The following is a 26,725-nucleotide window of genomic DNA, read 5'->3' on the forward strand; positions in this document are numbered from 1 at the left end:
TATATAAAGGGGAAAGGGGACACGAAGTTATAGTGTAGCAGCGTAAATGAAAGCAGTAAGAAGAACCGTGCCGCTAGCTAGTCCTAAAAAATCTAATTTATTAAAAGTGATGTTGTTCATAATGCATTCTCCTTACTTGTTTAATGTAGAAGCAACAGCTTTTGCATCGATAAGAGCGGAAAATACCAAGCTCATTGTATTTAAGAAATTGTTCGTTTTCATTTTGTTCATCATATAGATCCGCTCCTTTTCAAATGGTTGTTGCCCTGTTTCTGACTTAATTATATGAAATGTTGCGGAGAGTCACTATCGAATTAGCTTACAGGAAAATTACACTTTTGTAAGAAAAACGAATGAAAGTGTCATGATGAGAAGATTTGACATATGTTCATGTGATTCATTAAGTTAAAAGTAGAGGTGAGTGTATGGCTAATATTAAAGATATTGCAAAGATGGCTGGGGTTTCAGTTACGACTGTTTCGAGGGTATTAAATGATCATCCATATGTAAGTGAAGAAAAAAGGAAAGTTGTTTTAGAAATAGTTGAGAAATTGAATTACTCGCAAAATGCAAATGCTGTTCATTTATCAAAAGGGAAGACGAATATTGTTGGCGTGATTTTACCTTATATTAATCATCCGTCTTTTGATGCGATGGTGGGTGGAATGATGGAAGTTGCGTTAGCTCATAATTACAGGGTGCTTCTTTGTCAAACGAACTACAATAAAAAAGAAGAAATGAAAAGTTTACATATGTTGAAAACAAAGCAACTAGACGGTCTTATCATTTGTTCTCGTGCTAATGAGTGGGAAACTATAGAGCCTTATGCAGCGTATGGGGCGGTTATTGCTTGTGAGGATAATGATATTGAAAGCATATCGAGTGTATATACAGATCATTTTAATGCCTTTCAATTAGGGATGAGTTACCTTATTGAAAAAGGTTATAAGAAGATTGGATATTGTACGGGAAGAAAGTTAGGGCCAAGTAGTAAGAAACGTTTTGATGCTTATAAACAACAGCTACAATTAATAGATGAAGAAGTGATGGAAGATCGGATTTTCACAGAATGCTTTACGTTAGAAGATGGTGTAAGAGTTGCACATCAATTCAAGGAGATGGAGAATCCTCCTGAAGCATTAATAGTGGCAGGAGATGAAGTTGCTATTGGGATCATGACAGAAGTTGAAAAATTAGGTATTGAAGTTCCTGAGGATTTAGCGATTATTGGTTTTGATAATCAACCGATTTCTCAAGTTTTACAACTGACAACCATTGACCAAAATTTAAAGGGAATAGGTAAGACGGCTTTTGAAATGTTTTATAGGCAAGTAAGTGATGAGGGTTCTAAACAAGAAAAGATGGAAATTCCGTATAAACTTGTGGAACGCTCGACGGTTTAGTATTTATCCGTTATGTGTATAATCACATAACGGATTATTTTTTGAAATGTCTTTGACAGGAAACGCGTTTCATACTTTATAAAAGAGTTACACCGGTCTGTAATAATCCATGGATTCTTTTCAAGTGCTAAAACAATGAATAGAATTTGGAGGAATATGCATGAATGAACTTTTATTAAGTATGAAAAAATATGTAGAGGATGACGAAAAGATTTTAGCGTTTGTCGTAGGGATATTTGAAAAGGATGACTTTACTTTATGTTATCAACATGGGATTTTTGTTGCCACTACTAGACGTCTTCTATTTTACGGGAAATTTTCGTGCTATCCTGCGATATTTGAAGAGTATTCATATTTGCATATAGATGACATAGATTTCCGTCCATATTTCGAATGTACTTGTAATCGTGAAACCATTAGAGCTAAGTATATTCAGAGTGGGAATGTGGAGCGCTTTGTCCGTACAGTTAGAGCTAATATGAATAATTAATCACCCCTTTGTTTAAACATAATATCTTGGTCTTTGTGAGGGAAAATGCGGAATAAAAACAACTTCTAAACCTCTAGGAGATAGTGATACAATGTCAAATGGGGGGAGGTATGAACTATGGTTAATCAACGTATAAAGGAAATAACACTAATTACAATTGGTTCATTATTATTCGCAATTGGTATTAATTACTTTGCAATTCCAAACCGTTTATCAGAGGGTGGAATTATTGGTTTAACGGTTGTTACGTACTATTTATTTGATTGGTCACCAGGAATTGTGAATTTTGGTTTGAATGCAATTTTATTAGCTGTAGGTTATAAATTTTTTGATAAGAAAACGATGGTTTACACAATTATAGGTATTGTGGAAACCTCTTTGTTTTTATATGTTACAGAACATATCGAATATCAAGTAAATAGTGATACGTTACTAGCAGCTTTATTTGCTGGTGTATTTGTAGGTATCGGATTAGGCTGTATGTTCAAAGCTGGAGGTACATCAGGAGGATCGGCAATTTTAGCTCGACTAGCAAATCAATATTTAGGTTGGAGCGTTGGTAAAGGCGTACTTATTATTGATATCGTTGTAATTGCGGGTTCTGTATTTATAATAGGACAAGAAAAGGCAATGTATACACTTGTAGCTGTATTTGTCGGAGCGAAAGTAATTGATTTCATCGTGGAAGGTATGGATACAAAAACAGCTGTTACAATCATTTCAAATCAACCGGATTTAATACGTGAAACTATTACAAAAAACATGACACGCGGTGTCACTGTATTAGAGGGACGCGGCGGATATACTGGTAAAAATAAAGAAGTTTTATATATCGTTATTAATAAACAAGAGCTTGTTAAGTTAAAGCAAGTTATTAGTAGAGTTGATGAAGATGCCTTCGTTGTCATTCACGATGTGCGTGATGTACTTGGCGGTGGCTTTAAAGCAAGCTAAAAGGTGAACGAGAAAATTCGTTCATCTTTTTTTTATCCCGCATTAACGGGCAGTAGAACTCCCACCTCAAAATTCAGCTGGAGCAAAGAAGTTAGGTGGGAGATCAACTGCCCGTAAACGCCCGATTGGTGAGGGCTGATTAAAGTTTCACTTTATTCTTACAAAAATGTAAGGGTAATGTAATGGGATTGAATGGTAGATTAAATTCCTGCTCTTTAGAATGGATGTATAAGTATCCTGCAGAGGAGGAAGATCAGTATTATGAAGAAAAAAATAATTACTACTGTAATAGCCATGGTAGTGATAGTAGTAGTATTACTACCTACGAAACTTGGACCGGTTATTGATAAATATAATCCGCTTTATACGACGAAAGAATACTATACAATTGTGGATGCGATTGGTCAGCATGTCGGTGATGAATGGTATGAATATGAATTTATTGCATTTGATGAACGTGGAAGAGAACAAAAAATAAAGAAGACTGTTAAGCATATGTTAAAGAGAGATGAAGCATTAAAGGTGTACGCAAAAGGACGCTACGGCGAGGCAATTGAAGAAATTGAAGCTGGAAATATTCCTATTAATGCGAAGAGTAAACTTTTAACGATGAGATAGCGAATTATACCCCCGCCTATTTTTTGTCGAAAATAAAAATACTAGGTAGGGGTATTTTAGATCCGTGAAAAAGCCTTAGTCCATATGGACTAAGGCTTTTCTTATTATATAAGGGGGAAGGGGGTACATTGTAGTAGCATGAGTGAAAGGTATAAGAAGAGTCGGCTACTAGCAATGTAATTTGGTTATGTGAGTATTCTTCTTATTTGGCTTACTTTCTAACCTTATTGTACAAAGTATAGGTAAGGGGAACTATCGAATTACATTACACATAGCTTACAAATATGTAAGACTCCTGTAATGCAATTCGATAGTTAAAAGATAGTAAATTTAATATAGTGTAACTAGAAAGTCTCATTTTATTACTTTCTGATTCGCAATGTTAATGAAGAACGAAAAACCAACTAACTTTGAATAGGCCTCATCTTAGCTTAAGATGAGGCCTTTTTTCAAACCTTACAACATTGTAAGGTTTACGTAAGTTAATTCGATAGTAAATTTGTCATATTTTTTGCATAATAGATACAAATAGATAAAAAATAATTAGGGATATATTAAGAAGGGAGAAAACTGGGATGCGTAAAGAAGAAGTAGTGAAGTTTCCAATTAAAGATTTCTGTAGCTACTTTACTGTTGCCGTAGTATGTATTGGATTATTTGATATAATAACAAATTTAATTGTTAACTAATATAGATGATAAAACAAGAAGGAAAACCCTTTCTTGTTTTTTTTATGGGGGCATAAAGATGAAATTGATTGATAGCCATATACATGTTGATCAATATGAGAATGAAGAGAAAAGTAGATTATTTATAGATGTGGAAAACAGTAAAGAGATACAAGGGCTTATTGCAGTATCTATGAATTATCAATCATGTCTAGAAACTTTATCTTTAGCAAAGCGATATCCTTTTGTACATCCAGCAATAGGTTTTCATCCGGAGCAGCCGATTCATAAAGAGGAATGTGAGAAAATTTATAAATTAATTGAAGATCATGTAGATGAAATTGTTGCGATTGGTGAAGTGGGACTCCCATATTATTTAAGGAAAGAAGATGAAAATATTGCTATTGATCCATACATAGCGGTGTTAAAAAAGTTTGTGGAACTAGCTAGTAAATACGATTTACCAATTATATTGCATGCGGTTTATGAAGATACTGACACTGTATGTGGTTTACTTGAAGAATATAAAGTTTCGCGTGCACACTTTCATTGGTTTAAAGGAAGTGAAGAGACAATGAAACGGATGATGAGGAACGGTTATTATATTTCTATCACACCGGATGTTTTACATAAGGAGAAAATTAGAAAAATAGTTTCGTATTATCCGCTTGAATATATGATGGTAGAAACAGATGGGCCGTGGGAATTTCAGAAGGATACGATGACACATCCTTATATGATAAAAGATGTATTACAAGAAATTAGTATAATAAAAAAAATATCAGTAGAGAAAGTTACTGAGCAAATATATGCGAATACGGTGCGATTTTATAAAGTTAGTGAGTCATAAAAAAACACCAAGCATCTCGCTTGGTGTTTTTTTTATGACTCTAATTTTTTCGCACGTCTTAATAATAAAAGAAAGACAATTATAATGAACCCAATTATAAGGAAGAACCCATATTGTTTTATATAATCAATTATGTCATTCGCACTTGTTGGTTTTTCAACGTGAATGCCTTCTTTATTAGTAGTAATATGAATATCTTTCATTTTTACTTCATTCATGTCTTTTTGTAAATCAATCCACTCTATGTTTGGAATACTTTCTAGTTCTTTTAATACTTCTTTTAATGGTTCAACGCCCAAGTAAGGATGATAAAATGCACCGATAATTCCATCAGATAGTTTAGTGATAGATAAAGCACGTTCTTTCATTTTTGCTATAGCTTGTGGCTTCCCTTCTTCAATAAAGCCAACAGTTTCAGGAATTAATTTCATCCCATGCAAAAATGACGGTGTACTTATATAAGCTGGTGAGTGCATTGATTTCCAAGTTGTATCGTTTAGTTGTATTTGTCCTACATAAGTTGAAAAATATTGTGATAGTATTTCATATCCTTTTTGAGACATTGTATAGTGCGGAGCTTCAAAGGCAACTGGATATAATTTAGCTTCTACAAGCTCTGTAATCCCTTTTTCAATATGATCTTTAATATATTTTTCTTCGAAGGCTTTCCCGTTTTTTACGTATTTATTATAGTCTTCTGTAGACTGAAAATCTTTTTTTGTTTTTGATTTTTCATGGTTTGGTTGGCGAATTGGTTGATCTGTTTTTACATCCCAAAATTCAAAACCTTCGCCAGTTTCACTATCATAAAACTGATGTGTGTAACCATGCATAACGATAGAGCCACCATTATCTTGCATAAAGTGTAAAACATCGATTAATTCAGAGTTATCCTTTAAATGTACTGTTTTTCCTGTGTCTGGATCTTTGTAAACAGGGATAACGGTAATCATATAAGGGAGCTTTTTCTCTTTTAGTAATTCAGCGATTTCTTTTAATTGCTTTACATCTACAGCTGGATGAACGTCTTCAAGACGTAAATAAGCTGAAGTTTTATTTGTTTCAGGTTTTTGTCCGAAATAAGAAAATAACATTTCACCGACGTAATGAGACATCCAATCGAAAAGGTTTGGAGTTGCAACATAATAGGATGTTCCTTGCTGAATGATTAACGGATGAGTTCCATCAGCACTCAAGGCGTAAGCAAGAGTTGTTCCTTTTGTTTCAATTTTCTTCATTAAGCGTTCTTCATGTAATTCATTTTTTAACTGGTTAGTCGGATATTCTATAGTGTGAATTCGTATATCGGTTTCTTTCGGGGTAATGAAAGAAAAACGATTAGATAATTGTTCAACATTTTGTCCTAAAACTAATATGGGACCTGAGAAGTTTTCTAGAAATTGTTTTGCTGCAATAGAAAAATCTTCTTTTTTCTCTCCGATATAAACAATATGTGTATAAGAAGATGATTCAGTACTTTCCTTTACTTCCTTTAAGCTTTTTACTGTTATATCTTTTGTAAAGTGCCCTAACTGAGTATTAAGGATTTGTACATTGTTTGTAATTTTGTTGTCTTCTGTACTATACAAAACGAGTACTTTTGATTTTGATGATGTTTGTGCAGAGGTATGTATAGGAATGAGTAGTAAAATGCTGAAAAAGATTAGTAGAGTTCTTTTCATTTATTTATGCTCCTATTCTATATATAGAATTCAATTTACAATTATATACAAGAAATAAGTTATAGTCCATGTAAGTTACATTTTTGCACGTATTTACCATATGTTTTTTCGCAAAATCGGTCTAAAGCATGATGATAATATGTATAGTAATTTGCTATGATTGAAAGGTAAGAGAATGATAGAGTGTTGGTAATTGTAAAAGGAAGGCTGAAAGGGGACAAATTTCAGCGGAGAAAGAGGTAGAGGTAGTGAAGAAATTCTTTGTGGGATTTTTAGTTGTTCTTGGAGTGTATTTATATTTCCAAGGAAAGTCTGAAGGAATGGGTAAGCTAATGAATGAAACAAGCTATGTTGATTCAGAAGAAGCAAAACAGATGAAACAAATCATTATAGAGGAAGCAAAGAAAGTAAACCTTCCGGAATGGATACCTCTTACAATTGCCGAACATGAAAGTAGGTTAAATCCAAGAAGTGTTGGAGATAACGGAACTTCATTCGGATTGTTTCAATTACACCGCGGTGGTGGGCTTGCGCCAGATCATTTAACTGATGAAGAGCTGAAAGATCCACGTACAAATGCGCAAATTGCAATGCCGCATTTAATGAAAGGTTATAAGCGCGGGGTGCAAAAAGGTTTGACTGATTTTGCATTACTGAAATATATAGCGAATACATCTGGATGGCCAGGGAATTTAGGACCAGAGTGGACGGATAACAATATGAAGTATAACATCGGATTAGAGGATGTATACTATCGAAATAAAGGTGTAATCAAAGAGTAGGTTTTCTATACCTACTCTGTTTTTTTATGAACAATTTCATCCTTTTCTTTCGTGAAATACTGCGCTAGTTGTATTTTCACATCTTCTAGTTTTGTAGAAACTTGCGGTATTTTATATCCTACATACAACGGTGAAACGACAAACCTAGGAACAACTTTACAAATGATTTTCCTGTTTAAGTAATAGAAGAATAAGTTATAACTACTACATCCTTTATGGAAATCTGTCAGTATGTAACGTACAGTTTGCTGAATATAATTGGCCATTTCATCTATAAATGCAATATCTTCAATGATGATATTAAATTCAGTAAAGCCGATAATAGGACGCTCTGAAATATTGAGTTCAATGCGTTCATTTTTTTGAACAATTACCCCTTGGAAATTTGCTTCCTCAATATTTTCAAGATAGTCTACATGTTTCATTCCGATAATTTGCATATGTGCATGATGCAAACTTCCGCCTGAAAATGGACCATGATTTTTGTATAAAATCACAGAAGTGAATTCTTCATCTTCCTGTAAGTTTAACCAATGGAGAATAGAGAAGCGAATTAGTTTTCTCATATGTTCTTCTGTATATGTTGCGATATGGTCTTCGCAATTATCTGTTTCGATTAGCACGGTTTGAAAGGTATCCTTTAATGTAGGAAATTTATTTTTTAACCAAATAATAGAGCCCTCAGTTGCTAAAATATCCGTTAAATTTTCTCTGTCACAAAAAGGACATGCAGCGCTTCTGTTCCGAATGCTTTCTGGTTTTTGTTTACCGATATCGTTTAAAAAATATAGTTGTTGTGTATCCATTTGTATATGCCCCTTTAAAATATATGTAAAAATCCCGCTTAATACATTCGGGAAAAGGAGAAGGAAATCCTTTAAAGGGAATAGGGAAAAATAAAAGACAAGATATCCTCATTGCAATAGGGTACCTTGTCTTTTATTTTTTCTTTAATAGTGTGTATGGATAATATAGAGCATTTTCATTTTGTTTCTTTTTTCTATTTTTTATTGTGTATAAGGCAATTGCTGTACTTGCGATTACAATAATGGCTTTCTTCATATTCATATACCCCTTTTTATTGTTGGTTTAATTCTTGGCTAACTGCTTTCGCATCAACTAAAGCATGTAAAATCATTTTTACCATGTTCATCATAGTTCTTTCCTCCCTTTTATAGTTCGTTTAGTTCTTTTACAACTGCTTGTCCGTTCACTAATACCTCAAAGATTGCTTTTACGATTTCTTTCATCATGATTGTTTCCTCCTTGTTTTTGTCTCTCTTGTTTATATCTTTATTGTATAGGGAGGCATCTTTTCGTACTATCGCTTTCCATTACGTGAACATAACAGTTTTGTAAGATTTGATGTCACTTATTGAAATGTTTAGTCTATCTTCATTATTTTCAGAAAAATGACTATTCAAACATAAATCGGGGAAGTATAATAAAGAAGTAAGTATTAAATTCCGTACGAAAGGAGTGAATGAGATGAAATGTTCTTTAGCTACGCGCGCAAAATTTTTAGATTATATCTATATTTGTCGTGCGATTTTTCATGATGCAGTTGTTAACGGGATACGTATGCCCTTTTTTAACAATTGCATAGTAGCTATTGAACGATAGAAGTCTCTTCACCCATTTTTGATAAACGTGTGAAAAGGGAGCTATTTGGCTTCCTTTTTCTATGACAAAAACCATGGGGAATGTTTCTTTCCCATGGTTTTTTATATTGAAAGGAGTACGGAAAATGACAATTTGTAGTGTAAATAATGTAAAGAAATCTTTTGGTGGAAACATCATATTTGAAAATATATCGCTTGAAATAAAGAATGGAGAACGTATTGGATTAGTTGGTCGTAACGGTAGTGGGAAGACAACTATCTTTCAGCTTCTAACAGGAATGGAGAGTTTGGATGCAGGAGCCATTCATATGAAGAAAGGTACATGCATCGGTCATGTAGCACAAATTCCAAAATTTAATAATGAAATGAATGTATATGATGTATTAAGCTCCGCTTTTAAAAAGGAAAAAGAGTTGGAGATAGAAATGCATGCTTTAGAAAAAAATATGGCGGAAGAACAGGAATCATCTGCTTTACAAAAATTGATGGAGAGATACGGAGTAATTCAAGAAAGGTACGCGTTTCTCGGTGGTTATGAAATAGAAGCGAATATTATGAAGGTAGCAAATGGTCTACAGGTGACGGAACTATTTCCAAGATCATTTATAGAGTTAAGTGGTGGAGAACAAACAAAAGTAAGCCTTGCGTATATGCTATTGCAGAAACCAGATCTACTTTTGTTAGATGAACCAACAAATCATTTGGACTTATTTGCAGTCGAGTGGTTAGAGCAATTTCTAAAAGAATATACAGGAACAGTTATGGTCATTTCGCATGATCGCTATTTCCTTGATGAAGTTGTAACGAAAATTTTTGATTTAGAAGATGGAGAAATTCACGTATATCATACGAACTATTCACAGTTTGTTGAGGAAAAGGAAGAAAGGCTGCTTCAAGAATTTCAAGCGTATCAAGAACAGCAAAAGAAAATAAAGAAAATGAAAGAAGCAATTAAGCGTCTACGTGAATGGGCAAATCAAGCGAATCCGCCGAATGAAGGATTGCATAAGAGAGCCAGAAATATGGAACGTGCATTAGAGCGCATAGAGAAACTAAAGAGACCCATTTTGGATAGAAAACAGATGGGACTTCAGTTTGAAGGGCAAGAGAGAAGCGGGAAAGATGTTGTTGTAATGAAAGAAGTGAGTAAAGGATTTGATGAACGGTCTTTATTCGAGAAAGTAAATTTGCATATTCGTTTTCAGGAGCGCGCAGCTATCGTTGGACGTAATGGTACAGGAAAGACTACGTTATTAAAACTATTACTAAAAGAAATGCAGCAAGATGCTGGAGAAATTCGGATTGGTAGTAGTGTGAAAATTGGTTATTTATCGCAACATGCATACGGGAATATGAAGAACAATGTATTGGAAGCTTTCAGAGATTGCGTGGCTGTAACAGAGGGAGAAGCAAGACATATATTAGCTCGTTTCTTATTTTATGGTCCAGCTGTTTTTAAGAAAGTAACGCAACTTAGCGGTGGAGAAAAAATGAGGTTAAGGCTCGCGCAACTTATGTATCAAGATGTTAACTTTCTTATTTTAGATGAACCGACGAATCATCTTGATATTGAATCAAGGGAGGTTTTAGAGGAGGCCCTTGAACAATATAATGGGACGATTTTAGCTGTTTCACATGATCGTTATTTCTTAAATAAATTGTTTGAAAAGACATATTGGATTGATGAGCACAAATTATTTGAGTTTGCAGGGAACTATGCATGGGCTCGTCAAAAGTGGGAAGAAAGAATTGAGAAACAGGTAGTAAAACAGAAGCAGCAACAGCAAGGGAATAAAGCGTTAGAAGTAATGCCTATAAAAAAGAAGAAGTCTAGGGATTTAGAGGCAGTTGAAAATGAGTTAATGCATATAGAAGAAGATATATATGCACTCGAATGTAAAATGGAAAATGTAGTTGATGTTGAAATGCTTGAACAATTATATGAAGAAAAAACGAAAAAAGAGTTTTTACGAGCGGAGTTATATAATGAGTTAGAGAATATTGTGGAGTAAAGAAAATAGAATGAAAAAGAGCAAGTTGTTTCCTCATATTTTGGGGGAGGGCTTGCTCTTTTTAGTATAATGAAAGCAGAAAAATTGGTATAATTTTCTTGCTGCTGTGATAATAGAATGAACTTTAGGTCACTAAAACGTGGGGAGAATTTTATGTTAGGATATGCGCGGATTGCTACAATCGTCATGATTTGCTTAGTTTACGCAAATCATGTTTCACGTGAAACAGAAAATTTACAAATTTTTGTCGGTATTGCACTTTTTATTTATATTGTGAATCATATTTTGCTTGTAAAAGCAAAAGGGAGTAGGAAACTTGTTTTTTATACCTTGCTCACAAACGGTATTGTCACAGCGTTATTAGGGTTTTTATTTCCCGAGACATGTTTGTATTTAATTATATTTGGAATTGATGCGGTAGGATTATTTATTCATGATTGGCGTAAAAGGATGACTTATTTTTTTATCGCTTTTTTCTTTCTTTGTTGGTTTATAAATATACTACATACGTATCAACATACAGAGAGTCTGGAATTGGAGAGTAATGCAATTAACTTTATGTTTATCATTTTCAGTGCTTTAGCTGGAAACTTAATAAAAAAACTTACAGCTGCTCGGCAAATGGTAGATGAGCAATATGGGGAATTAGCATTATCTCATACAGCTTTAAAAGAAGCACATGAGCAATTACGTCTATATGCAAAAGAGGTAGAAGAATTGACAGCTGTTCGGGAGCGAAATGATATTGCCCGAGAAATTCATGATACTGTTGGTCATAATATGACGGCATTACTTGTTCAGTTACAACTGGCGGAGGTTTTATGGAAACAAAAATCGGACGCTACAGAAGAGGTTTTACATACATGCCATGGGTTAGCTAGAAAATCACTTCAAGAAGTGAGAGCTTCTGTGCATGCCTTAAAAGAGGAAAGTAAACTAGGGAACATAATAGAGAATATGCGTGAAATGTTACATGGATATTCTAAAGTGACGAAAGTACAAGTATCTTTTCAATTACAAGGAGATCCGGTTTTGATTCCGTTGTCACTACAGCCTACGTTGCTTCGTATTATGCAAGAGTCTTTAACGAATGCAAAACGTCACGGAAAAGCTAGTTTATGTGAAGTGAGTTTAGTTTGTTCAGTGGAACAAGTTAAGTTATGTATTTTGGATAATGGTATGGGAGTCAATGAAGTAAGCCCTGGATTTGGCTTACTTAATATGAAAGAACGTGTAGAGGAGCATGGTGGAATCATTCAATTTGAGAGTGAAATAGAAAAAGGTTTTCGCCTAAAAATCGAATTTCCACTCCGAGAAAAAACATGGGTAATAGGGGGAGCGTTATGATTCGAATTATGATTGTTGATGATCAATCACTGATTCGTGATGGATTGGCAATGATATTAAATTTACGTCCGGAACTGGAAGTGGTAGGGACGGCTAGTGATGGGGATGAAGTCGTACAAAAGGTGAAACAATTACAGCCTGAAATTATTTTGATGGATATTCGGATGCCTCGTATGAATGGTGTTGAAGGAACTCGTTTAGTTAGAGAAAAGTTTCCTTATATAAAGGTTCTTATGTTAACAACTTTTAGTGATAGTGAGCTTATTTTTGAGGCATTAGAGCAAGGAGCGAGTGGTTATTTATTGAAGGATATGGAGACAGATGCAATCGCGCAAGCAATTTTAACGGTGTATAGTGGCGGGGTTGTGCTTCCTCAGGATATAACAGCGCAAATTATAGAGGAATTAAAAAAGACGAAAGTGGCAGTAGAGTGTAACCCACCAGAACAACTAAAACAATTAACTGAGCGAGAAGTAGATGTTTTAAGAGCAATTGGACTGGGGTTAAATAATAAAGAGATTGCCGAAAAGCTATTTATTACAGAGGGAACTGTTAAGAATCATGTTTCTAATTTGATTAGTAAGCTAGAACTGAGAGATCGAACACAAGCAGCAATATACGCAGTAAGGTATGGCGTCACGATGTACACATGACTTTTGGCATATATAAGTGTGAAAAAGCAGCAGAATTTGCTGCTTTTTTATTTTGTATTTCTATCTTAAGGGTGATGGAGAGAAGAAGAAATTTTTCTACAATGAAAGTGTAGATGAATACAAAGGGGCTGAATCAATATGTTAGTCATAGATCATATTACGAAATCATTTGGCAAGAAGGAAATCGTAAAGAATGTTTCTTTTGAAGTGAAAAAAGGTGAAACATTTGGATTGCTTGGACCAAACGGAGCGGGGAAATCAACGACGATATCAATGATTTGCGGGTTAATTCCATACGATAGTGGTGATATAAAAGTTGGTGGGAAATCTGTAAAAGAGTATCCATTAGAAGCGAAAAAGAAAATCGGTATTGTCCCGCAAGACATTGCGCTGTATCCGACACTTTCAGCAAAGGAAAATTTAATCTTCTGGGGAAAGATGTACGGTTTAAATGGAAAAGTTGCAAAAGAGCGGGCAGAGGAAGTGTTAGCTTACGTCGGTTTACAGGATCGGGGAAAAGATAAAATTGAAACATTTTCAGGTGGAATGAAAAGGCGTATTAATATTGGTGCAGCACTTATGCACGAACCAGAGTTATTAATTATGGATGAACCGACAGTCGGGATTGATCCGCAGTCGAGAAATCATATTTTAGAGACTGTTAAAAAGTTAAATGAAAAAGGTATGACGGTCATTTATACGAGTCATTACATGGAAGAAGTTGAGTATTTATGTGAGCGAATTGCCATCGTTGATCATGGAAAGGTAATTGCACTAGGAACGAAAAGAGAGCTATGTAATCGTCTAACAGATGGGTTTATGGTGAAATTGCAATTAAATCGCTACAGTACGGAACTGCTACAAAAGTTGAAGGCACTACCTGTTGTTGAGCGGATTATTTTTGACGAAGATAGTAGCACGATTGATATTGGACTAAATGGTGGCGAGGCAATTGGCATAGTTGTTTCAGAAGTTGTTGAAAACAAAGCTCAAATTTTAAAACTGGAAGTAAAAGAACCGAATTTAGAGGCACTTTTTTTACAATTAACAGGACGTTCACTTCGTGATTAAGGGGGTTAGTACGAGATGAGAAGTTTCATTATTGCATGGAAAGATTTAAAAATCCGTTTAATTGATCGGCGCGGATTTATGATGATGTTAATTATGCCACTTGTATTAACGGCCATTTTAGGTTCAGCATTAAGTAATGTATTTGAGAGTGGTGGACTACCGAAAACAGTAATTGGCTATTATCAAGAGGGAACGGATGAGTTTGCAGATGTCTTTCAAAAAGATGTATTGCAATCTAAAGAAATAAAAGATGATGTGAAAGTAAAGGTAGTTAACTCTCGGGAAGAGCTTGAAGATATGTTAAAGGAAAAGAAAATAGATGTAGGAATTGCCATCCCAAATAAATGGAGCGAACAAGTACAAGATGGAAAATTAAAAGAACCAAAGGTGCTTATAGACCCATCAAAAGATATACAAGCAAAAATTGCTGAGTCAATGATCCGCTCTTTTTCAGAACGTGTTCAAACAGTCGCAGTATCTACTAAAAGTGTTGTAACAGAATTAGCAAAATCTCAGCAGAGTGATGTAGCACAAGTTGCAAAAGAGGTAAGTGGAAGTCTACAGACGATAGCAACTGCAAGTGTGGGTAACATCCAAAAAGGAACGGTAGGAAAAAAAACAGTTGCAGCGATGCAATATTATGCAGCAGCAATGTTAGTCATGTTTTTACTATATAACATAACAGTAGGTGCAAAGTCAGTTGTAACAGAGCAACGAACTGAAACGTTGGCGCGTTTGTTCAGTACACCGACGAGCTCATTTTCAATTTTATTCGGGAAGTTTTTAGGTACATTACTATTTGCCTGTATACAATTTGGAATATTTATAGTTGCTACACACTTTATGTTTCATGTGGAATGGGGCGCAGATGTGTCTCAAATAGTAGTGTTGGGAATTTCTTATGCAATTTGTGTTTCTGGTTTATCTATGTTAATCGCCGCTTTTATTCGTGAGGAAAAAACGGCAGACTTAATGGGGGGAATCGGTATTCAAATACTAGCTATATTAGGAGGATCAATGTTACCGATTTACGTATTTCCCGATACACTTCAAACAGTTGCAAATATTGCTCCGAATAAATGGGCACTTACGAGCTTTTTAAATATTATGTCGGGAACATCTTGGGATGTGCTATTCCCTGTCATTTTAAGTTTATGTAGTGCAGGAATTATCTCCGTTATGATTGGAACGTTACGTTTACGTACGAGATAGGAGGGGAAATGATGAAGAAAGTTTGGGCGCTTTGTTGGCTAGAATTAAAACAAATTTTAATTAAGCCACAAAGTTATATACTCATGTTTGGAATGCCTATTATTTTTACACTCATATTCGGTGGACTTTTAGGCGGAAGTGGGAATGAGAAAGTAAATATTAGTTTAGTAGATAAAGATGGTTCTGTATTATCTGGCAAGTATTATGAGGAAATAAAGAAAAGTGATTTAATTTCTATAGAAAAGGTAACGTATAGGGAAGGGACACAGAGGATCGAAGATAAGAAAGCATCTGGTATAATCATCATTCCGAAAGATTTTCAAAAGAGTATGCTAGATGGAAAAGTAGAAAATATCCAATTTCAAGCCAGTGCTGATTTTACGGGTGGAACTTCTGTAGAGCAAGTATTAGCAAGTGCATTAAAAAAGATGGAGATAGAAGTTAGTGCAGCAAGAGATTTTGAGAAGAAAAGTAACACTTCGTGGGAAACGATGTATGAAACAATTTATACAAAAATAGATCCTGTTTCGATTCAAAAAGAATTGATTTTACACGATGATCAAAAGTTAAATAACGTTACAGGGCGAGCGGCAGGTTTTTCAATTCTATTCGTCATGATTGTCATGTTAAGTGCGACGGGAACTATTTTGAAAACTAGACAACTTGGTGTTTGGTCTCGTTTATTAGGGGCACCAGTTTCAAAAGTTCAAATACTAGCAGGATATATCCTTTCCTTCTTTTTAATAGGGTGGATTCAATTTGGTGTTTTAATGATATTAACGCATTCATTATTTGATGTGCAGTGGGGAAATTTATTAGGGGTTATTACACTCGTTTCAGTATTGCTATTAGCGGTTATTGGTCTAGCTTTATTATTGGCAAGTATCGTGAAAACAACAGAACAGCAGTCCGCACTAGGGAATATCGTTGTAATTTCAACGTGTATGATTGGTGGTCTTTATTGGCCAATTGAAATTGAGCCTTCATGGATGCAAGCGGCGGCAAATTTTGTTCCGCAAACGTGGGCGATGCGTGGCTTTACTGAGTTAATTGTAAGGGGAGGTACATTAGCTGATATAGGAGGATATATTGGTATACTCATTTTATTTGCAGGAGTATTTTTCGTAATTGGTTTAACAAGAATACGTTATGACTGAAAAAAGAAAGCAGAGTTACAGCTTTACGCGCTGAACTCTGCTTTCTTTTTGTGTGGTATCTTCCCTTGTTGAAATTATAATAGCGATCCCGAGCATAATAAAAAAAGCTAAAAAGAGGACGAACTTTGGGAAGAAAGGGAATAGTAATAACGCCCCGACTATTATGATTGTTAATAATACATAGTGCAGGACATATTGGAATAGGTTGTCCATATTTTCGCCCCCTTCTTGGTAGTTAATTGTTATTATTCTATGCGGGACTATTAGGTAATAGAAGGTGTTTTTTATTTTTTGAAAGACATCAATTAGCAAGGATTGACATAACTAGTGAAAAGGAATAATCTTGAAATTAATTCATACTATTTTTATAGGTAAAGTAAAGATAATTACAGAATTGGCGTTATGTTACCACTTAATAAAAAAACAGGAAAGTAAGGGTGAGAATTATGCGAAAGGTTTTTAAAGGGTTACTTTTTACGTTTCTTAGTACATCGGTTTTATTAGCAGGATGTGCTCAAGAAGAGACAAGTACAAATGAAGCAACAAAGATGCCGAAAGTAAAAGATGAGTTTATTAAAGCGAGTGACAAAGCAAAAAGTCCAGCAAAGGCAAAAGAAAGAAAGGATACCTTTGTAGTGGGAATGCCGAGCCCTGGCGGGATATTCCTTCCGCATTTTATGGAAAATGGGTGGGATGGTAATATAACACAAGCTATCTTTGCTCCTCTCGTTGGATTGGATAAGGAGGGGAAACCAATTCCAATTCTAGCGAAGAAATGGGATATTTCGGAGGATCAGCTTACATATACGTTTCATTTGAAAGATGATTTAAAGTTTAGTGATAGTTCACCGTTAACAGCGGATGACGTAGCATTTACATTAACTTTACTACATGATCCAACTTATAGTGGTGTAACGGACATAAGCCAAACAGCAATAAAGGGTGGGCAAGCATATAAAGAAGGAAAGGCTACATCTATTGAGGGGATTCAAGTCATCGATCCGAAAACAATTACGATTACAACTGAAAAGGTAAATGCCCAAACATTATCGTTAATTGGTGGAGAAGTTATATCAAAAGCTTATTACGGTAAAGAATATAAGCAAGGGAATTTAGAGTATTTAAAAGAGTTATATGGAAAACCGATGGGAGCAGGAGCTTATAAACTAGATAAATATATTCCAGGTCAAGAGGTTCGTTTTGTAGCAAATGAAAATTATTTTGAAGGTAAACCGAAGATTGAGCACTTTATTTATAAAATTACAAAAGGTGATACGAAGCTGCAACAATTTCAAGCGGGCGAAGTAGATTATGATGGCTTCACGACAAATGCGGAGACGATTGAACAATTAAAAGAGTTAGGCTTTGCTAATGTTAATGTGTATACGGGAAGTTCATACGGTTACATTAAAATGAATTATAAGAAGTCATACTTTAAAGATAAACGTGTACGCCAAGCGTTTATTTATGGATTAGAGCGTCAAAAGGTCATTGATACATATTTCCAAGGATACGCTTCACTCGTTAATGTACCAATTACACCAGTTTCGTGGGCGTATACAGAAGAAGGAATCAATAAATACGAATATAATTTAGAAAAGGCGAAGAAATTGCTCGATGAAGCTGGGTGGAAAGCTGGATCAGATGGTATTCGTGAAAAAGATGGCCAAAAATTGAAGGTAAGTTATTTTGCTTCTTCTGCAAGTAAAATCAATGATGTGATGATCCCCGTTATGAAGGAGGATTATAAAAAGATTGGGGTAGATTTCAATCCTGAATACATGGACTTTAATACGATGATTTCCAAGGTAATTAAAGGAGATTATGATTTAGCGATGGTCTCCACACCGATGATTGATGATCCGAGCGGAACAATTGAGGAGTTTGTTTCGACAAGTAAGCGTAATTATGATGGATATCATAATCCGAAAGTAGATGAATTAGCTAAGCAGGCATTAGAAACATTGGATATTGAAAAACGAAAAGAAATCTATAAAAAACTATATCAAGAGTTAAGTGAAGATCCACCTGTTATTTTCTTAAACAATAGTAAAGTCGTGTCTGCACATAATGCACGAATTCAAGGATTACAAGAAGATAATTATAATGGTATTTTGTTAAGTTTACCTAAATTGAATATTGCTCAATAATTTCGAAAGAATTATCGAAATATTTATATAGAAATAATTGACAAAATATACTGAAAGATATAAGTTAATAACCATAAAGTCTACCGGAAAGGTCGGAATAAGATTGTTACCCCTCAAAAACAACTATTTTTTTATAACCAAAACCGACTTTTCCGATTGGCTATAAAATGTTGCTGTGGGAGGCATACATTAGGCAAGCAGTTCATAAGGTGTAATTATTAAAAAAAAGTTAGGGTGGGGACAATGAAGAAAAAGACAAAAAAATGGGCTGGTGTATTTTCGGTATTACTGAGTAGTTCGCTTGTGTTATCTGCTTGTGGGGGACAGGAGGATACGGCTTCTACAGAACCAGTAAAACAGCAAGATTTAAAAAATATAAAAGTTGAAAATATTGCTGCGACAGATAAGACGAAAGTACCAGATAAAGCGAAGAATAGAAAAGATACGTTAGTAGTTGGCATTAGTAAACCAGGCGGCGTATTTTTACCATATTTCCAACAAAATGGTTGGGATGGAAACGTCACTTCAGTTATTTTTGCATCCCTTGTATCTACAGATAAACAAGGAAAACCAACTCCAGAATTAGCTGAGAAGTGGGATATTTCCTCTGATCAGTTAACATATACATTCCATTTACGTAAAGATTTGAAATTTAGCGATGGTTCACCATTAACAGCAGATGATGTAGCGTTCACATTGACGCTTTTACATGATAAGGCATATGAGGGTGACAAAGACATTTCTCAATATGCTGTTAAAGGTGGTAAAGAATATAAAGAAGGAAAAGCAACTTCTATTGAAGGAATTCAAGTTGTTGATCCACAGACAATTAAAATTACAACTAAAAAAGTTAATTCACAGGCACTAACAGCCTTAGGTGGAGAGGTATTATCAAAAGCTTATTATGGAAAAGATTACAAACAAAATACAAGCTTAGATTACTTAAAAGCGTTATATGAAAAACCGATAGCTGCGGGTCCATATAAATTTGAAAAGTATATCCCAGGGCAAGAAGTGCGATTTGTAGCAAATGAAAATTATTATGCGGGTAAACCAAAAATTCCAAACTTCATTTATAAAATTACTTCTGGTGATACGAAGCTTCAATTATTCCAAACAGGTGAGGTTGACTACACTGGCCTAGGTACTGGTGACGAAGTTCTTGAACAGGCTAAGGCTTTAGAATTTGCAAATATCCAAATCGAAACAGCAGCGTCATTTAGCTATATTTATATGAATAATAATAAGCCGTACTTAAAGGATAAAAAGGTTCGTCAAGCACTTATTTACGGATTAGATCGTAAAAAATATGTTGATACAGCATTGAAAGGATACGGTACGGTAGCTAATGTACCAATTCATCCAACTTCTTGGGCTTATACGGAAGAAGGAGTTAATAAATATGAATACGACAAAGAAAAAGCGAAAAAATTATTAGATGAAGCAGGATGGAAAGTTGGTTCGGATGGAATTCGTGAAAAAGATGGTCAAAAATTAAAGCTTTCTTATTTCGGCCCAAGTTCGGCTAAAGATAGCGATTTATTAATTCCGATTGCAAAAGAGAATTATAAAGAAATAGGTGTAGAATTTAACCCTGAATTTATGGACTTTAATACTATGCTTTCGAAGGTAAACAAAGGTGATTATGATTTAGCTTCTGTTTCGACACCAATTACAAGTGATCCGAGTGAAACAGCTGGTGAATATTTGTCGGGTGTCAATGAGAAGAGTCTTGGTTATAAAAATACAAAAGTAGATGAGTTAATTCAAAAGGGTATTGAAACGGTAGATATTGAAAAACGTAAACCAATCTATAAAGAACTGTATAAAGAATTAAGTGATGATCCACCAGTAATTCTATTAAACTATCGTAGAACAATTACTGGTTATAACGGGAATATAAAAGGAATTGACCCTGAAAAATACAATAGTATTAGTGCAAACTTACCAGCTCTATCTATCGAAAAATAACGAGAAGAATGTATAAGTAGAAGACATTTTTTCATTCGGCAAGTAGTGTGCCGCTTTGAAAAAATGTTCTTCTATTTTAAGCATAAGATTGGAGAGAAAAAGGGTGAAAACATATATCATTCGTAGGCTGTTACAAATGATTCCTACACTGTTGGGGACATCGATTATTATCTTCTTCCTGTTCGCACTTCTTCCAGGAGATTATATTGATTCAAACCCGAAGATTACACCGGAAAGAGCAGCTGAACTTAGGGAATTGTATGGATTGAATAAACCAATTGTTGAGCGATATTTTCACTGGCTAGGTAATGCATTGCAGGGGGACTTTGGTTTTTCTCTTCAATATCAAGAATCTGTAACGTCATTATTAAATAAATTTATATGGAATTCGTTTATTGTTGCGATTATTGCATTGTTCTTTATTTGGCTAATTGCACTTATTATCGGTGTATTTTCAGCGACAAAGCAACATTCTTTATTCGATAAGCTTGTAACAATTGGTGTATTTGCAGCGATGTCATTTCCTTCATTCTTTATCGGTTTGTTTTTAATTAAAGTGTTTGCGGTTGACTTTAAGCTGTTACCGATAGGCGGGATGATTGATGTTGGGAGTAATTCAACTGGGCTTGCTTACGGAATAGAAGTTGCAAAGCATATGGTTTTACCCGTATTTATTTTAACTCTTCTTGGAGTTGGCTCATTAACTCGTTATTTTAGAACGAGTATGTTAGAGGTTGTACGGCAAGATTACATTCGAACGGCTAGAGCAAAAGGGTTAAAGGAGAAGACCGTTATTTATAAACATGCATTAAAAAATGCAATTTTGCCGGCTATTACATTGCTTGCATTTGAATTACCAGGGTTGTTTTCAGGGGCAATTATTATAGAACAAATTTTCAACTGGCCAGGTATCGGTAATATTCAATTAGAAGCACTTAATTTTCGTGATTATACGGTATTAATGGCATTTACGATGTTTCTTTCGTGTTTGACAATTTTTTCAAACTTTTTAGCGGATATTGTATATGCAGTTGTTGATCCACGTATTCGGTTGAAGTAAGGGGGGGAAAGAGATGGAAACTGTTACAACAACTACGGAAAAAAAAGAAAAAAAGAAAAGAAGGAATGGATCATCGCCGTGGAGGCAAGCTTTTAAAAGGATAAAGAAAAATAAAATGGCACTTATAGGATTTTACGCATTAGTTTTTATGTTTTTATTTTGTTTTATTGGTCCATTCTTTTCACCGTATGCATCAGGAAAAATACAAGTTACGTTAATTAACAAACCACCTAGTTTTTCTCATTGGCTTGGCACAGATCAATTAGGAAGAGACATTTTAACGAGGCTTATGCAAGCAGGACGGATTTCATTAACAATTGGCTTAGCCTCAATGGTGTTATCCGTTATACTAGGTGCTTTATTAGGAGCGATTGCAGGTTTCTACCGTGGTATCGTCGATAATATTATAATGCGTCTCGCGGATATTTTAATGTCGATGCCAGGATTACCGTTACTTATTATAATGGGAGCTATTTTATCAGAATGGAAAGTACCATCTGATTATCGTCTTTATGTCATTATGATCATTTTAAGTTTAGTAGGTTGGCCAGGACTTGCACGCCTCGTACGAGGTCAAATTTTATCGCTGCGAGAACAATCGTTTATGCAAGCTGCTGATGTACTCGGGATAAACGATTACCGGAAAATTGTATATCATTTAATCCCAAATGTTCTGCCGATATTAATTGTTGTATCCACATTAGGTGTTGCAGGTTCTATTTTAGGAGAGTCTGCACTAAGTTACCTAGGACTTGGCGTTGTCCCGCCTACACCATCGTGGGGAAATATGATTAGTGCAGCAAACTCATTAATCGATTTCCAAAAGCGTCCGTGGTTATGGATCCCGCCTGGTTTTGCAATCTTTATAACAGTTGTATCAATTAATATACTTGGCGATGCACTTCGTGATGCATTAGATCCAAAGATGAAGCGGTAGGTGAGAAAGCATGAGTAGAGCAGTAGTAGAGCTAAAGGATTTACAAACACACTTTCAGACGGAAGAAGGTACAGTAAAGGCTGTCAATCATGTTAGCTTTTCAGTTCGAGAAGGTGAAACAGTTTGTGTAGTAGGCGAATCAGGTTGCGGGAAAAGTGTAACGGCTTTATCTATTATGGGACTTATTGCTGAATCTGGCGGCATCGTTGGTGGTGATATTCTTTATGAAGGAAAAAGTCTTTTAGGAATGAAAGAGAAAGAACTTCGTAGTTTAAGAGGAAATGATATCGCGATGATTTTCCAGGAACCGATGACATCACTTAATCCGGTCTTTACTGTTGGAGAGCAAATTGTTGAGACGTTAAGAGAGCATGAACTACTTAGCAAAAACGAAGCATACAAAAAAGCAATTGAATTAATTCGTAAAGTTGGTATTGCTCGTGCTGATGAAATTGTCCATTCTTATCCGCACGAATTAAGCGGTGGTATGTTACAACGTATTATGATTGCTATTGCACTTAGTTGTAATCCAAAGTTATTAATTGCAGATGAACCGACAACAGCTCTAGACGTTACGATTCAAGCGCAAATATTAGACTTACTAAGACAAGTAAAAGAGGAATTTAAAACGTCCATTTTATTAATTACACATGATCTAGGTGTTGTAGCAGAAATGGCCGATTATGTTGTCGTTATGTATGGTGGAAAAGTTATTGAAGAGGCACCGGTACTAGAGATATTTCAAAATCCGAAACATCCATATACGCAAGGGCTGCTAAAATCAAAACCAGTAATGGGGAAACGAACAGATAAACTTTATTCTATTCCAGGGCAAGTTCCAAATTTAGTTGGCTTAGATGAGTTTTGCTACTTTAGTGGCCGCTGTGAACATTGCATGGAAATATGCAAAAATGAAGCGCCAAATCTTAATGTGCATGACGAGGATCATAAAGTAGCTTGTTGGTTATATGAGGAGCGTGCTGGGCAATGAGTGAACCATTATTAGAAGTGAAGAACTTAAAAACGTATTTTCCGATTAAGGGCGGCGTATTTAGTAGAACGATTGGACATGTGAAAGCGGTAGATGGGGTAAGCTTTACAATTGATAAGGGAGAAGTGTTTGGCCTTGTAGGAGAGTCTGGAAGTGGGAAAACGACGATAGGAAAAACAATTCTCCGTCTCGTTCAAAAAACAGAAGGTGAAGTGAAATTTAAAGGTCAAGATGTTCATGCTTTATCAAAAGAAGAGCTGAGAAAGCATCGTCCTAATATGCAGCTCGTCTTTCAAGATCCATTTAGCTCATTAAATCCAAGAATGAGAATTGGAGAAGCGCTTGGTGAGCCAATGTTGGCTCACGGACTAGCGACGAAAGAAAATGTCCGTGCAAAGGTGATAGAAGTATTGGAGTTATGTGGTTTAGCGCCGTATCATATTGACCGGTACCCTCATGAGTTTTCCGGTGGGCAACGTCAACGTATCGTTATTGCAAGGGCGATGGTATTAGATCCAGAATTTATTGTAGCTGATGAGCCTGTTGCGGCATTAGATGTATCTATTCAAGCGCAAATCATTAATTTGTTTAGTGAATTACAGGAGAAAAAGGGATTATCCTATTTATTCATTTCACATGATTTAAGTGTTGTGGAGCACTTATGTACGAAAATTGGAATTATGTATTTAGGAACTATTGTGGAAACAGCACCACGTGATGAGTTATTTGCGAATCCGCTTCATCCATATACAAAAGCATTGTTATCAGCAGTGCCAATACCGGATCCAACGGTTAAGCGAGAACGGATTATTCTAGAAGGGGATATTCCAAGTCCTGCAAATCCACCATCAGGTTGCCGTTTTCATACACGTTGCCCCGTTGCTACAGATATTTGTAAAACGAATGTACCAGAATTCCGTAATGTGGGTGAAGATCATTTTGTTGCTTGTCATCATGTGTAAAAGAAAAGGACTCTTTCAAAATGTGAAAGAGTCCTTTTTTTACCCCGCATTAACGGGCAGTAAGACTCCCACCTGAAAATTCGACACATGCGGGGAAGTTAGGTGGGAGTCTTACTGCCCGTAAAAGCCCGATTGGTTCAACTAATAATCAGAGGAACCCCACCTCTGATTAAAGTTTCACTTTATTTACTAGATGAAGTTTGTTTTAATACAAATTGCTCAATTGCATGAGCAACACCGTTTTCATTATTTGTTAATGTAACAACGTCACATAATTTTTTTACGTCTTCTTCAGCATTTCCCATTGCAACTGATAAGCCGGCTACTTGTAGCATTGGCACATCATTAAAGTTGTCACCGATTGCAACAGTATCTTCAATTGGTATATTGAAATAAGCTGCCATTTCTTGCAAACCATTGCCTTTATGGCCATGCTTATCCATAATTTCTACATTAGTAGGAGCTGATGCCGTAACTGAAATGTCCGTATCTTCTTGTAAAGTTTGTAATAGCTGTGAACGATGAGCAGCATTAAATGTTAAAATGAAGAATTTAGATATTTCTAATTCTGGATTATTTACGACATCTTCTATTTTTTGGAAATCAGTAATTAAGTTAGATTTCTTTTGTTTTTCTGTAATTCTTTCAAGTTCCTCAAGTGTAACATCTAGTGTATGTTTATTTTCTTCGAATGCCTGCATAACTTGACCTTGCCATGTATAAGGAGAATAAACCCCTTTATTTGTGTACAACTTATATGGAAAACCTTCAGATTCTAGTAATTTTGCAAGCTTGTATACTTTATCATTTTGTAAACAACGCGAGTTAATTACTTTTCCGTCCACATAAACAATTGCCCCATTGCTTGCTCCAACTGGAAGAGATAGTTTATATTCTTCCAATAATTTCAAAGCATCCTCTTTCGCGCGGCCAGAACAAATCATTACAATATGACCAGCCTCTTTTGCGGTTTGGATAGCTTGTAAGTTCTCTTTGGAGATTTCAAGATTAGATGATAGTAGTGTACCATCCATATCTAGTGCGATTAATTTCAAAATGACCACCTCTTTGTTTCCATTATACATAGTTATATAGAGGAAACATATAAACTTATCTTGGAAAGATAGTATTTTATCCCGCATTAATTTCTAGTAAAAGTGCGATTGGTGAGGGGAATAATTAGTAGGGAATGGAACTCTCGTTGATTAAAGTTTCACTTTGGTTTTTAACAAAATAGAGATGAATAATATTATATTTCGCTTTATGACCTTAATGTTACACTAGTGTTACAAATGTGATTGTAGTAGAAAACGCATTAAAACAAGGTTTTTGAGTGTTTATTTAAAAAAACGTAAAAAAAGTGTAATAAAATTTACGTAATTATATTGCAACGTAATAATAGTTATGTTACATTAGTGTTACAAACGTTACGTAATTAATTTCAATGTAACGTTAACATGAAAACTATGAACTAATCATTTCTTAGTAATTACATATAGATAACTTATAAAAAAGGAGAATGAATGATATGAACAACGAGCAAGTATTAAACGTAACAAAAGGTGACTTCTTAGGATCAGCAAGCGGAGCAGTAGTATTAACAGCATTAATCGTATTTCTTTCAAGCGTATTAGTATAATAGAAGTTTTGTAACAAAAATAAGAGAAGGGAGAATGAAAGTTATGAACAACGAGCAAGTATTAAAAGTGACAAAAGGTGACTTCGTAGGATCAGCAAGTGGAGCGGTAGTATTAACAGCATTAATCGTATTTCTATCAAGCGTATTAGTATAATAGAAGTTTTGTAACAAAAGATAAATGAAGGGAGAATGAAAGATATGAAAGAGCAAGTATTACAAGTAACAAAAGGTGACTTCGTAGGATCAGCAAGTGGAGCGGTAGTATTAACAGCATTAATCGTATTTCTATCAAGCGTATTAGTATAATAGAAGTTTTGTAACAAAAGATAAATGAAGGGAGAATGAAAGATATGAAAGAGCAAGTATTACAAGTAACAAAAGGTGATTTCTTAGGATCAGCAAGCGGAGCAGTAGTATTAACAGCATTAATCGTATTTCTATCAAGCGTATTAGTATAATAAAAGTTTTAAATTGTACAAAATGAAAGGAGAATG

29 protein-coding genes are annotated in these 26,725 nt (G+C 35.0%); 23 read left to right on the forward strand and 6 right to left on the reverse strand.

The window, feature by feature from the left end:
• Window positions 1-27 precede the first annotated feature (27 nt).
• A complete protein-coding gene (locus NSQ69_RS01170; RefSeq protein ID WP_012260201.1) occupies window positions 28-120 on the reverse strand; it encodes a DUF3948 family protein in 93 nt (30 codons plus the stop codon).
• A 305-nt stretch (window positions 121-425) separates the two neighbouring features.
• Here NSQ69_RS01170 and NSQ69_RS01175 point away from each other — a divergent pair, with 305 nt between their 5' ends.
• The 5 genes from NSQ69_RS01175 to NSQ69_RS01195 all read left to right on the forward strand — a co-directional run bounded on the left by NSQ69_RS01175 (window position 426) and on the right by NSQ69_RS01195 (window position 4,983).
• The gene (locus NSQ69_RS01175; RefSeq protein WP_002124775.1) at window positions 426-1,403 is read left to right on the forward strand and encodes a LacI family DNA-binding transcriptional regulator; all 978 of its coding nucleotides are present in this window, start codon (window positions 426-428) and stop codon (window positions 1,401-1,403) included.
• A 160-nt stretch (window positions 1,404-1,563) separates the two neighbouring features.
• A complete protein-coding gene (locus NSQ69_RS01180) occupies window positions 1,564-1,893 on the forward strand; it encodes a PH domain-containing protein (protein WP_002091410.1) in 330 nt (109 codons plus the stop codon).
• A gap of 117 nt (window positions 1,894-2,010) precedes the next feature.
• Entirely contained in the window at window positions 2,011-2,847 is an 837-nt protein-coding gene (locus tag NSQ69_RS01185; RefSeq protein ID WP_002009911.1) for a YitT family protein, read from the forward strand.
• Window positions 2,848-3,108: 261 nt separating this feature from the next.
• The gene (locus NSQ69_RS01190; protein ID WP_002009906.1) at window positions 3,109-3,465 is read left to right on the forward strand and encodes a YxeA family protein; all 357 of its coding nucleotides are present in this window, start codon (window positions 3,109-3,111) and stop codon (window positions 3,463-3,465) included.
• Window positions 3,466-4,212: 747 nt separating this feature from the next.
• On the forward strand, window positions 4,213-4,983 hold the full coding sequence (locus NSQ69_RS01195) for a TatD family hydrolase (protein ID WP_002009903.1): 771 nt from the start codon (window positions 4,213-4,215) through the stop codon (window positions 4,981-4,983).
• 32 nt (window positions 4,984-5,015) lie between these two features.
• Here NSQ69_RS01195 and NSQ69_RS01200 read toward each other — a convergent pair whose 3' ends face one another.
• Complete coding sequence (locus NSQ69_RS01200; protein ID WP_215585699.1) at window positions 5,016-6,665, reverse strand: DUF2334 domain-containing protein; 1,650 nt, start codon at window positions 6,663-6,665, stop codon at window positions 5,016-5,018.
• Between the two features lie 248 nt (window positions 6,666-6,913).
• Between NSQ69_RS01200 and NSQ69_RS01205 the strand changes: the two genes are divergently transcribed.
• Entirely contained in the window at window positions 6,914-7,447 is a 534-nt protein-coding gene (locus NSQ69_RS01205) for a transglycosylase SLT domain-containing protein (RefSeq protein ID WP_000713256.1), read from the forward strand.
• An 11-nt stretch (window positions 7,448-7,458) separates the two neighbouring features.
• Here NSQ69_RS01205 and NSQ69_RS01210 read toward each other — a convergent pair whose 3' ends face one another.
• Entirely contained in the window at window positions 7,459-8,253 is a 795-nt protein-coding gene (locus NSQ69_RS01210) for a DUF4931 domain-containing protein (RefSeq protein ID WP_341098886.1), read from the reverse strand.
• 133 nt (window positions 8,254-8,386) lie between these two features.
• On the reverse strand, window positions 8,387-8,515 hold the full coding sequence (locus NSQ69_RS01215) for a hypothetical protein (protein ID WP_002029408.1): 129 nt from the start codon (window positions 8,513-8,515) through the stop codon (window positions 8,387-8,389).
• Between the two features lie 420 nt (window positions 8,516-8,935).
• Here NSQ69_RS01215 and NSQ69_RS01220 point away from each other — a divergent pair, with 420 nt between their 5' ends.
• The 7 genes from NSQ69_RS01220 (at window position 8,936) to NSQ69_RS01250 (ending at window position 16,521) form a co-directional block, all read left to right on the forward strand.
• Window positions 8,936-9,070 (forward strand): RAxF-45 family protein, encoded by a 135-nt coding sequence (locus NSQ69_RS01220; protein WP_000650295.1) that lies wholly within the window; start codon window positions 8,936-8,938, stop codon window positions 9,068-9,070.
• Between the two features lie 124 nt (window positions 9,071-9,194).
• Window positions 9,195-11,081 carry a ribosomal protection-like ABC-F family protein gene (abc-f, locus tag NSQ69_RS01225; RefSeq protein WP_341098887.1) on the forward strand — a complete coding sequence of 629 codons (1,887 nt, stop codon included), beginning with the start codon at window positions 9,195-9,197 and terminating at the stop codon, window positions 11,079-11,081.
• Window positions 11,082-11,234: 153 nt separating this feature from the next.
• Entirely contained in the window at window positions 11,235-12,428 is a 1,194-nt protein-coding gene (locus NSQ69_RS01230) for a sensor histidine kinase (protein WP_000902013.1), read from the forward strand.
• A complete protein-coding gene (locus NSQ69_RS01235) occupies window positions 12,425-13,081 on the forward strand; it encodes a response regulator (protein WP_033730961.1) in 657 nt (218 codons plus the stop codon). Before NSQ69_RS01230 ends, NSQ69_RS01235 begins: the two co-directional genes overlap by 4 nt.
• Window positions 13,082-13,219: 138 nt before the next feature.
• A complete protein-coding gene (locus NSQ69_RS01240) occupies window positions 13,220-14,152 on the forward strand; it encodes an ABC transporter ATP-binding protein (protein WP_000960163.1) in 933 nt (310 codons plus the stop codon).
• A 15-nt stretch (window positions 14,153-14,167) separates the two neighbouring features.
• Window positions 14,168-15,364: an ABC transporter permease gene (locus tag NSQ69_RS01245; RefSeq protein WP_002124787.1), complete on the forward strand. Its 1,197-nt coding sequence runs from the start codon at window positions 14,168-14,170 to the stop codon at window positions 15,362-15,364.
• Between the two features lie 11 nt (window positions 15,365-15,375).
• Window positions 15,376-16,521, forward strand: coding sequence for an ABC transporter permease (locus NSQ69_RS01250; RefSeq protein ID WP_002169304.1), 1,146 nt, complete (start codon window positions 15,376-15,378; stop codon window positions 16,519-16,521).
• Between the two features lie 15 nt (window positions 16,522-16,536).
• Here NSQ69_RS01250 and NSQ69_RS01255 read toward each other — a convergent pair whose 3' ends face one another.
• Window positions 16,537-16,734, reverse strand: a complete 198-nt coding sequence (locus tag NSQ69_RS01255; protein WP_002115459.1) for a hypothetical protein — start codon at window positions 16,732-16,734, stop codon at window positions 16,537-16,539.
• Window positions 16,735-16,967: 233 nt separating this feature from the next.
• On the opposite strand from NSQ69_RS01255, the gene NSQ69_RS01260 reads away from it, so the two are divergent.
• The 6 genes from NSQ69_RS01260 (at window position 16,968) to NSQ69_RS01285 (ending at window position 24,592) form a co-directional block, all read left to right on the forward strand.
• Window positions 16,968-18,671 carry an ABC transporter substrate-binding protein gene (locus NSQ69_RS01260; protein ID WP_341098888.1) on the forward strand — a complete coding sequence of 568 codons (1,704 nt, stop codon included), beginning with the start codon at window positions 16,968-16,970 and terminating at the stop codon, window positions 18,669-18,671.
• 243 nt (window positions 18,672-18,914) lie between these two features.
• Window positions 18,915-20,642 (forward strand): ABC transporter substrate-binding protein, encoded by a 1,728-nt coding sequence (locus NSQ69_RS01265; RefSeq protein WP_002169302.1) that lies wholly within the window; start codon window positions 18,915-18,917, stop codon window positions 20,640-20,642.
• 103 nt (window positions 20,643-20,745) lie between these two features.
• On the forward strand, window positions 20,746-21,702 hold the full coding sequence (locus NSQ69_RS01270; protein WP_033730959.1) for an ABC transporter permease: 957 nt from the start codon (window positions 20,746-20,748) through the stop codon (window positions 21,700-21,702).
• Window positions 21,703-21,715: 13 nt separating this feature from the next.
• Window positions 21,716-22,639, forward strand: a complete 924-nt coding sequence (opp4C, locus tag NSQ69_RS01275; protein ID WP_002124793.1) for an oligopeptide ABC transporter permease — start codon at window positions 21,716-21,718, stop codon at window positions 22,637-22,639.
• 10 nt (window positions 22,640-22,649) lie between these two features.
• Window positions 22,650-23,630, forward strand: coding sequence for an ABC transporter ATP-binding protein (locus NSQ69_RS01280; RefSeq protein ID WP_002091396.1), 981 nt, complete (start codon window positions 22,650-22,652; stop codon window positions 23,628-23,630).
• Entirely contained in the window at window positions 23,627-24,592 is a 966-nt protein-coding gene (locus tag NSQ69_RS01285; protein WP_002124795.1) for an ABC transporter ATP-binding protein, read from the forward strand. The genes NSQ69_RS01280 and NSQ69_RS01285 overlap by 4 nt, the downstream gene beginning before the upstream one ends.
• A gap of 182 nt (window positions 24,593-24,774) precedes the next feature.
• Here the strand turns inward: NSQ69_RS01285 and NSQ69_RS01290 are convergent, their stop codons facing one another.
• Window positions 24,775-25,647: a Cof-type HAD-IIB family hydrolase gene (locus NSQ69_RS01290; RefSeq protein ID WP_002187510.1), complete on the reverse strand. Its 873-nt coding sequence runs from the start codon at window positions 25,645-25,647 to the stop codon at window positions 24,775-24,777.
• A gap of 464 nt (window positions 25,648-26,111) precedes the next feature.
• On the opposite strand from NSQ69_RS01290, the gene NSQ69_RS01295 reads away from it, so the two are divergent.
• Genes NSQ69_RS01295 through NSQ69_RS01310 form a run of 4 tightly spaced genes read left to right on the forward strand, consistent with a single transcriptional unit; the run spans window position 26,112 to window position 26,689 of the window.
• The gene (locus NSQ69_RS01295) at window positions 26,112-26,231 is read left to right on the forward strand and encodes a DUF3948 family protein (protein ID WP_002009865.1); all 120 of its coding nucleotides are present in this window, start codon (window positions 26,112-26,114) and stop codon (window positions 26,229-26,231) included.
• Between the two features lie 43 nt (window positions 26,232-26,274).
• Window positions 26,275-26,385, forward strand: coding sequence for a DUF3948 family protein (locus tag NSQ69_RS01300; RefSeq protein WP_002169299.1), 111 nt, complete (start codon window positions 26,275-26,277; stop codon window positions 26,383-26,385).
• Between the two features lie 35 nt (window positions 26,386-26,420).
• Window positions 26,421-26,537 carry a DUF3948 family protein gene (locus tag NSQ69_RS01305; RefSeq protein WP_000654250.1) on the forward strand — a complete coding sequence of 39 codons (117 nt, stop codon included), beginning with the start codon at window positions 26,421-26,423 and terminating at the stop codon, window positions 26,535-26,537.
• 35 nt (window positions 26,538-26,572) lie between these two features.
• Entirely contained in the window at window positions 26,573-26,689 is a 117-nt protein-coding gene (locus NSQ69_RS01310; RefSeq protein WP_002029425.1) for a DUF3948 family protein, read from the forward strand.
• Window positions 26,690-26,725: the final 36 nt, after the last annotated feature.

Origin of the sequence: Bacillus sp. FSL R10-2201, from assembly GCF_038008665.1 — a bacterium.
In the GTDB taxonomy this organism is placed as follows: Bacteria; Bacillota; Bacilli; order Bacillales; family Bacillaceae_G; genus Bacillus_A; species Bacillus_A mycoides.

Excerpts from the sequence above, each read along its gene's own strand:
- NSQ69_RS01280 (WP_002091396.1), top strand. The coding sequence starts at position 22,650 with ATGAGTAGAGCAGTAGTAGAGCTAAAGGATTTACAAACACACTTTCAG.
- NSQ69_RS01185 (WP_002009911.1), top strand. The coding sequence starts at position 2,011 with ATGGTTAATCAACGTATAAAGGAAATAACACTAATTACAATTGGTTCA.
- NSQ69_RS01195 (WP_002009903.1), top strand. The coding sequence starts at position 4,213 with ATGAAATTGATTGATAGCCATATACATGTTGATCAATATGAGAATGAA.
- NSQ69_RS01230 (WP_000902013.1), top strand. The coding sequence starts at position 11,235 with ATGTTAGGATATGCGCGGATTGCTACAATCGTCATGATTTGCTTAGTT.
- NSQ69_RS01240 (WP_000960163.1), top strand. The coding sequence starts at position 13,220 with ATGTTAGTCATAGATCATATTACGAAATCATTTGGCAAGAAGGAAATC.
- NSQ69_RS01190 (WP_002009906.1), top strand. The coding sequence starts at position 3,109 with ATGAAGAAAAAAATAATTACTACTGTAATAGCCATGGTAGTGATAGTA.
- NSQ69_RS01180 (WP_002091410.1), top strand. The coding sequence starts at position 1,564 with ATGAATGAACTTTTATTAAGTATGAAAAAATATGTAGAGGATGACGAA.
- NSQ69_RS01220 (WP_000650295.1), top strand. The coding sequence starts at position 8,936 with ATGAAATGTTCTTTAGCTACGCGCGCAAAATTTTTAGATTATATCTAT.
- NSQ69_RS01255 (WP_002115459.1), bottom strand. The coding sequence starts at position 16,734 with ATGGACAACCTATTCCAATATGTCCTGCACTATGTATTATTAACAATC.
- opp4C (WP_002124793.1), top strand. The coding sequence starts at position 21,716 with ATGGAAACTGTTACAACAACTACGGAAAAAAAAGAAAAAAAGAAAAGA.
- abc-f (WP_341098887.1), top strand. The coding sequence starts at position 9,195 with ATGACAATTTGTAGTGTAAATAATGTAAAGAAATCTTTTGGTGGAAAC.
- NSQ69_RS01235 (WP_033730961.1), top strand. The coding sequence starts at position 12,425 with ATGATTCGAATTATGATTGTTGATGATCAATCACTGATTCGTGATGGA.
- NSQ69_RS01170 (WP_012260201.1), bottom strand. The coding sequence starts at position 120 with ATGAACAACATCACTTTTAATAAATTAGATTTTTTAGGACTAGCTAGC.
- NSQ69_RS01285 (WP_002124795.1), top strand. The coding sequence starts at position 23,627 with ATGAGTGAACCATTATTAGAAGTGAAGAACTTAAAAACGTATTTTCCG.
- NSQ69_RS01200 (WP_215585699.1), bottom strand. The coding sequence starts at position 6,665 with ATGAAAAGAACTCTACTAATCTTTTTCAGCATTTTACTACTCATTCCT.
- NSQ69_RS01305 (WP_000654250.1), top strand. The coding sequence starts at position 26,421 with ATGAAAGATATGAAAGAGCAAGTATTACAAGTAACAAAAGGTGACTTC.
- NSQ69_RS01250 (WP_002169304.1), top strand. The coding sequence starts at position 15,376 with ATGAAGAAAGTTTGGGCGCTTTGTTGGCTAGAATTAAAACAAATTTTA.
- NSQ69_RS01215 (WP_002029408.1), bottom strand. The coding sequence starts at position 8,515 with ATGAATATGAAGAAAGCCATTATTGTAATCGCAAGTACAGCAATTGCC.
- NSQ69_RS01265 (WP_002169302.1), top strand. The coding sequence starts at position 18,915 with ATGAAGAAAAAGACAAAAAAATGGGCTGGTGTATTTTCGGTATTACTG.
- NSQ69_RS01210 (WP_341098886.1), bottom strand. The coding sequence starts at position 8,253 with ATGGATACACAACAACTATATTTTTTAAACGATATCGGTAAACAAAAA.
- NSQ69_RS01260 (WP_341098888.1), top strand. The coding sequence starts at position 16,968 with ATGCGAAAGGTTTTTAAAGGGTTACTTTTTACGTTTCTTAGTACATCG.
- NSQ69_RS01295 (WP_002009865.1), top strand. The coding sequence starts at position 26,112 with ATGAATGATATGAACAACGAGCAAGTATTAAACGTAACAAAAGGTGAC.
- NSQ69_RS01300 (WP_002169299.1), top strand. The coding sequence starts at position 26,275 with ATGAACAACGAGCAAGTATTAAAAGTGACAAAAGGTGACTTCGTAGGA.
- NSQ69_RS01310 (WP_002029425.1), top strand. The coding sequence starts at position 26,573 with ATGAAAGATATGAAAGAGCAAGTATTACAAGTAACAAAAGGTGATTTC.
- NSQ69_RS01245 (WP_002124787.1), top strand. The coding sequence starts at position 14,168 with ATGAGAAGTTTCATTATTGCATGGAAAGATTTAAAAATCCGTTTAATT.
- NSQ69_RS01175 (WP_002124775.1), top strand. The coding sequence starts at position 426 with ATGGCTAATATTAAAGATATTGCAAAGATGGCTGGGGTTTCAGTTACG.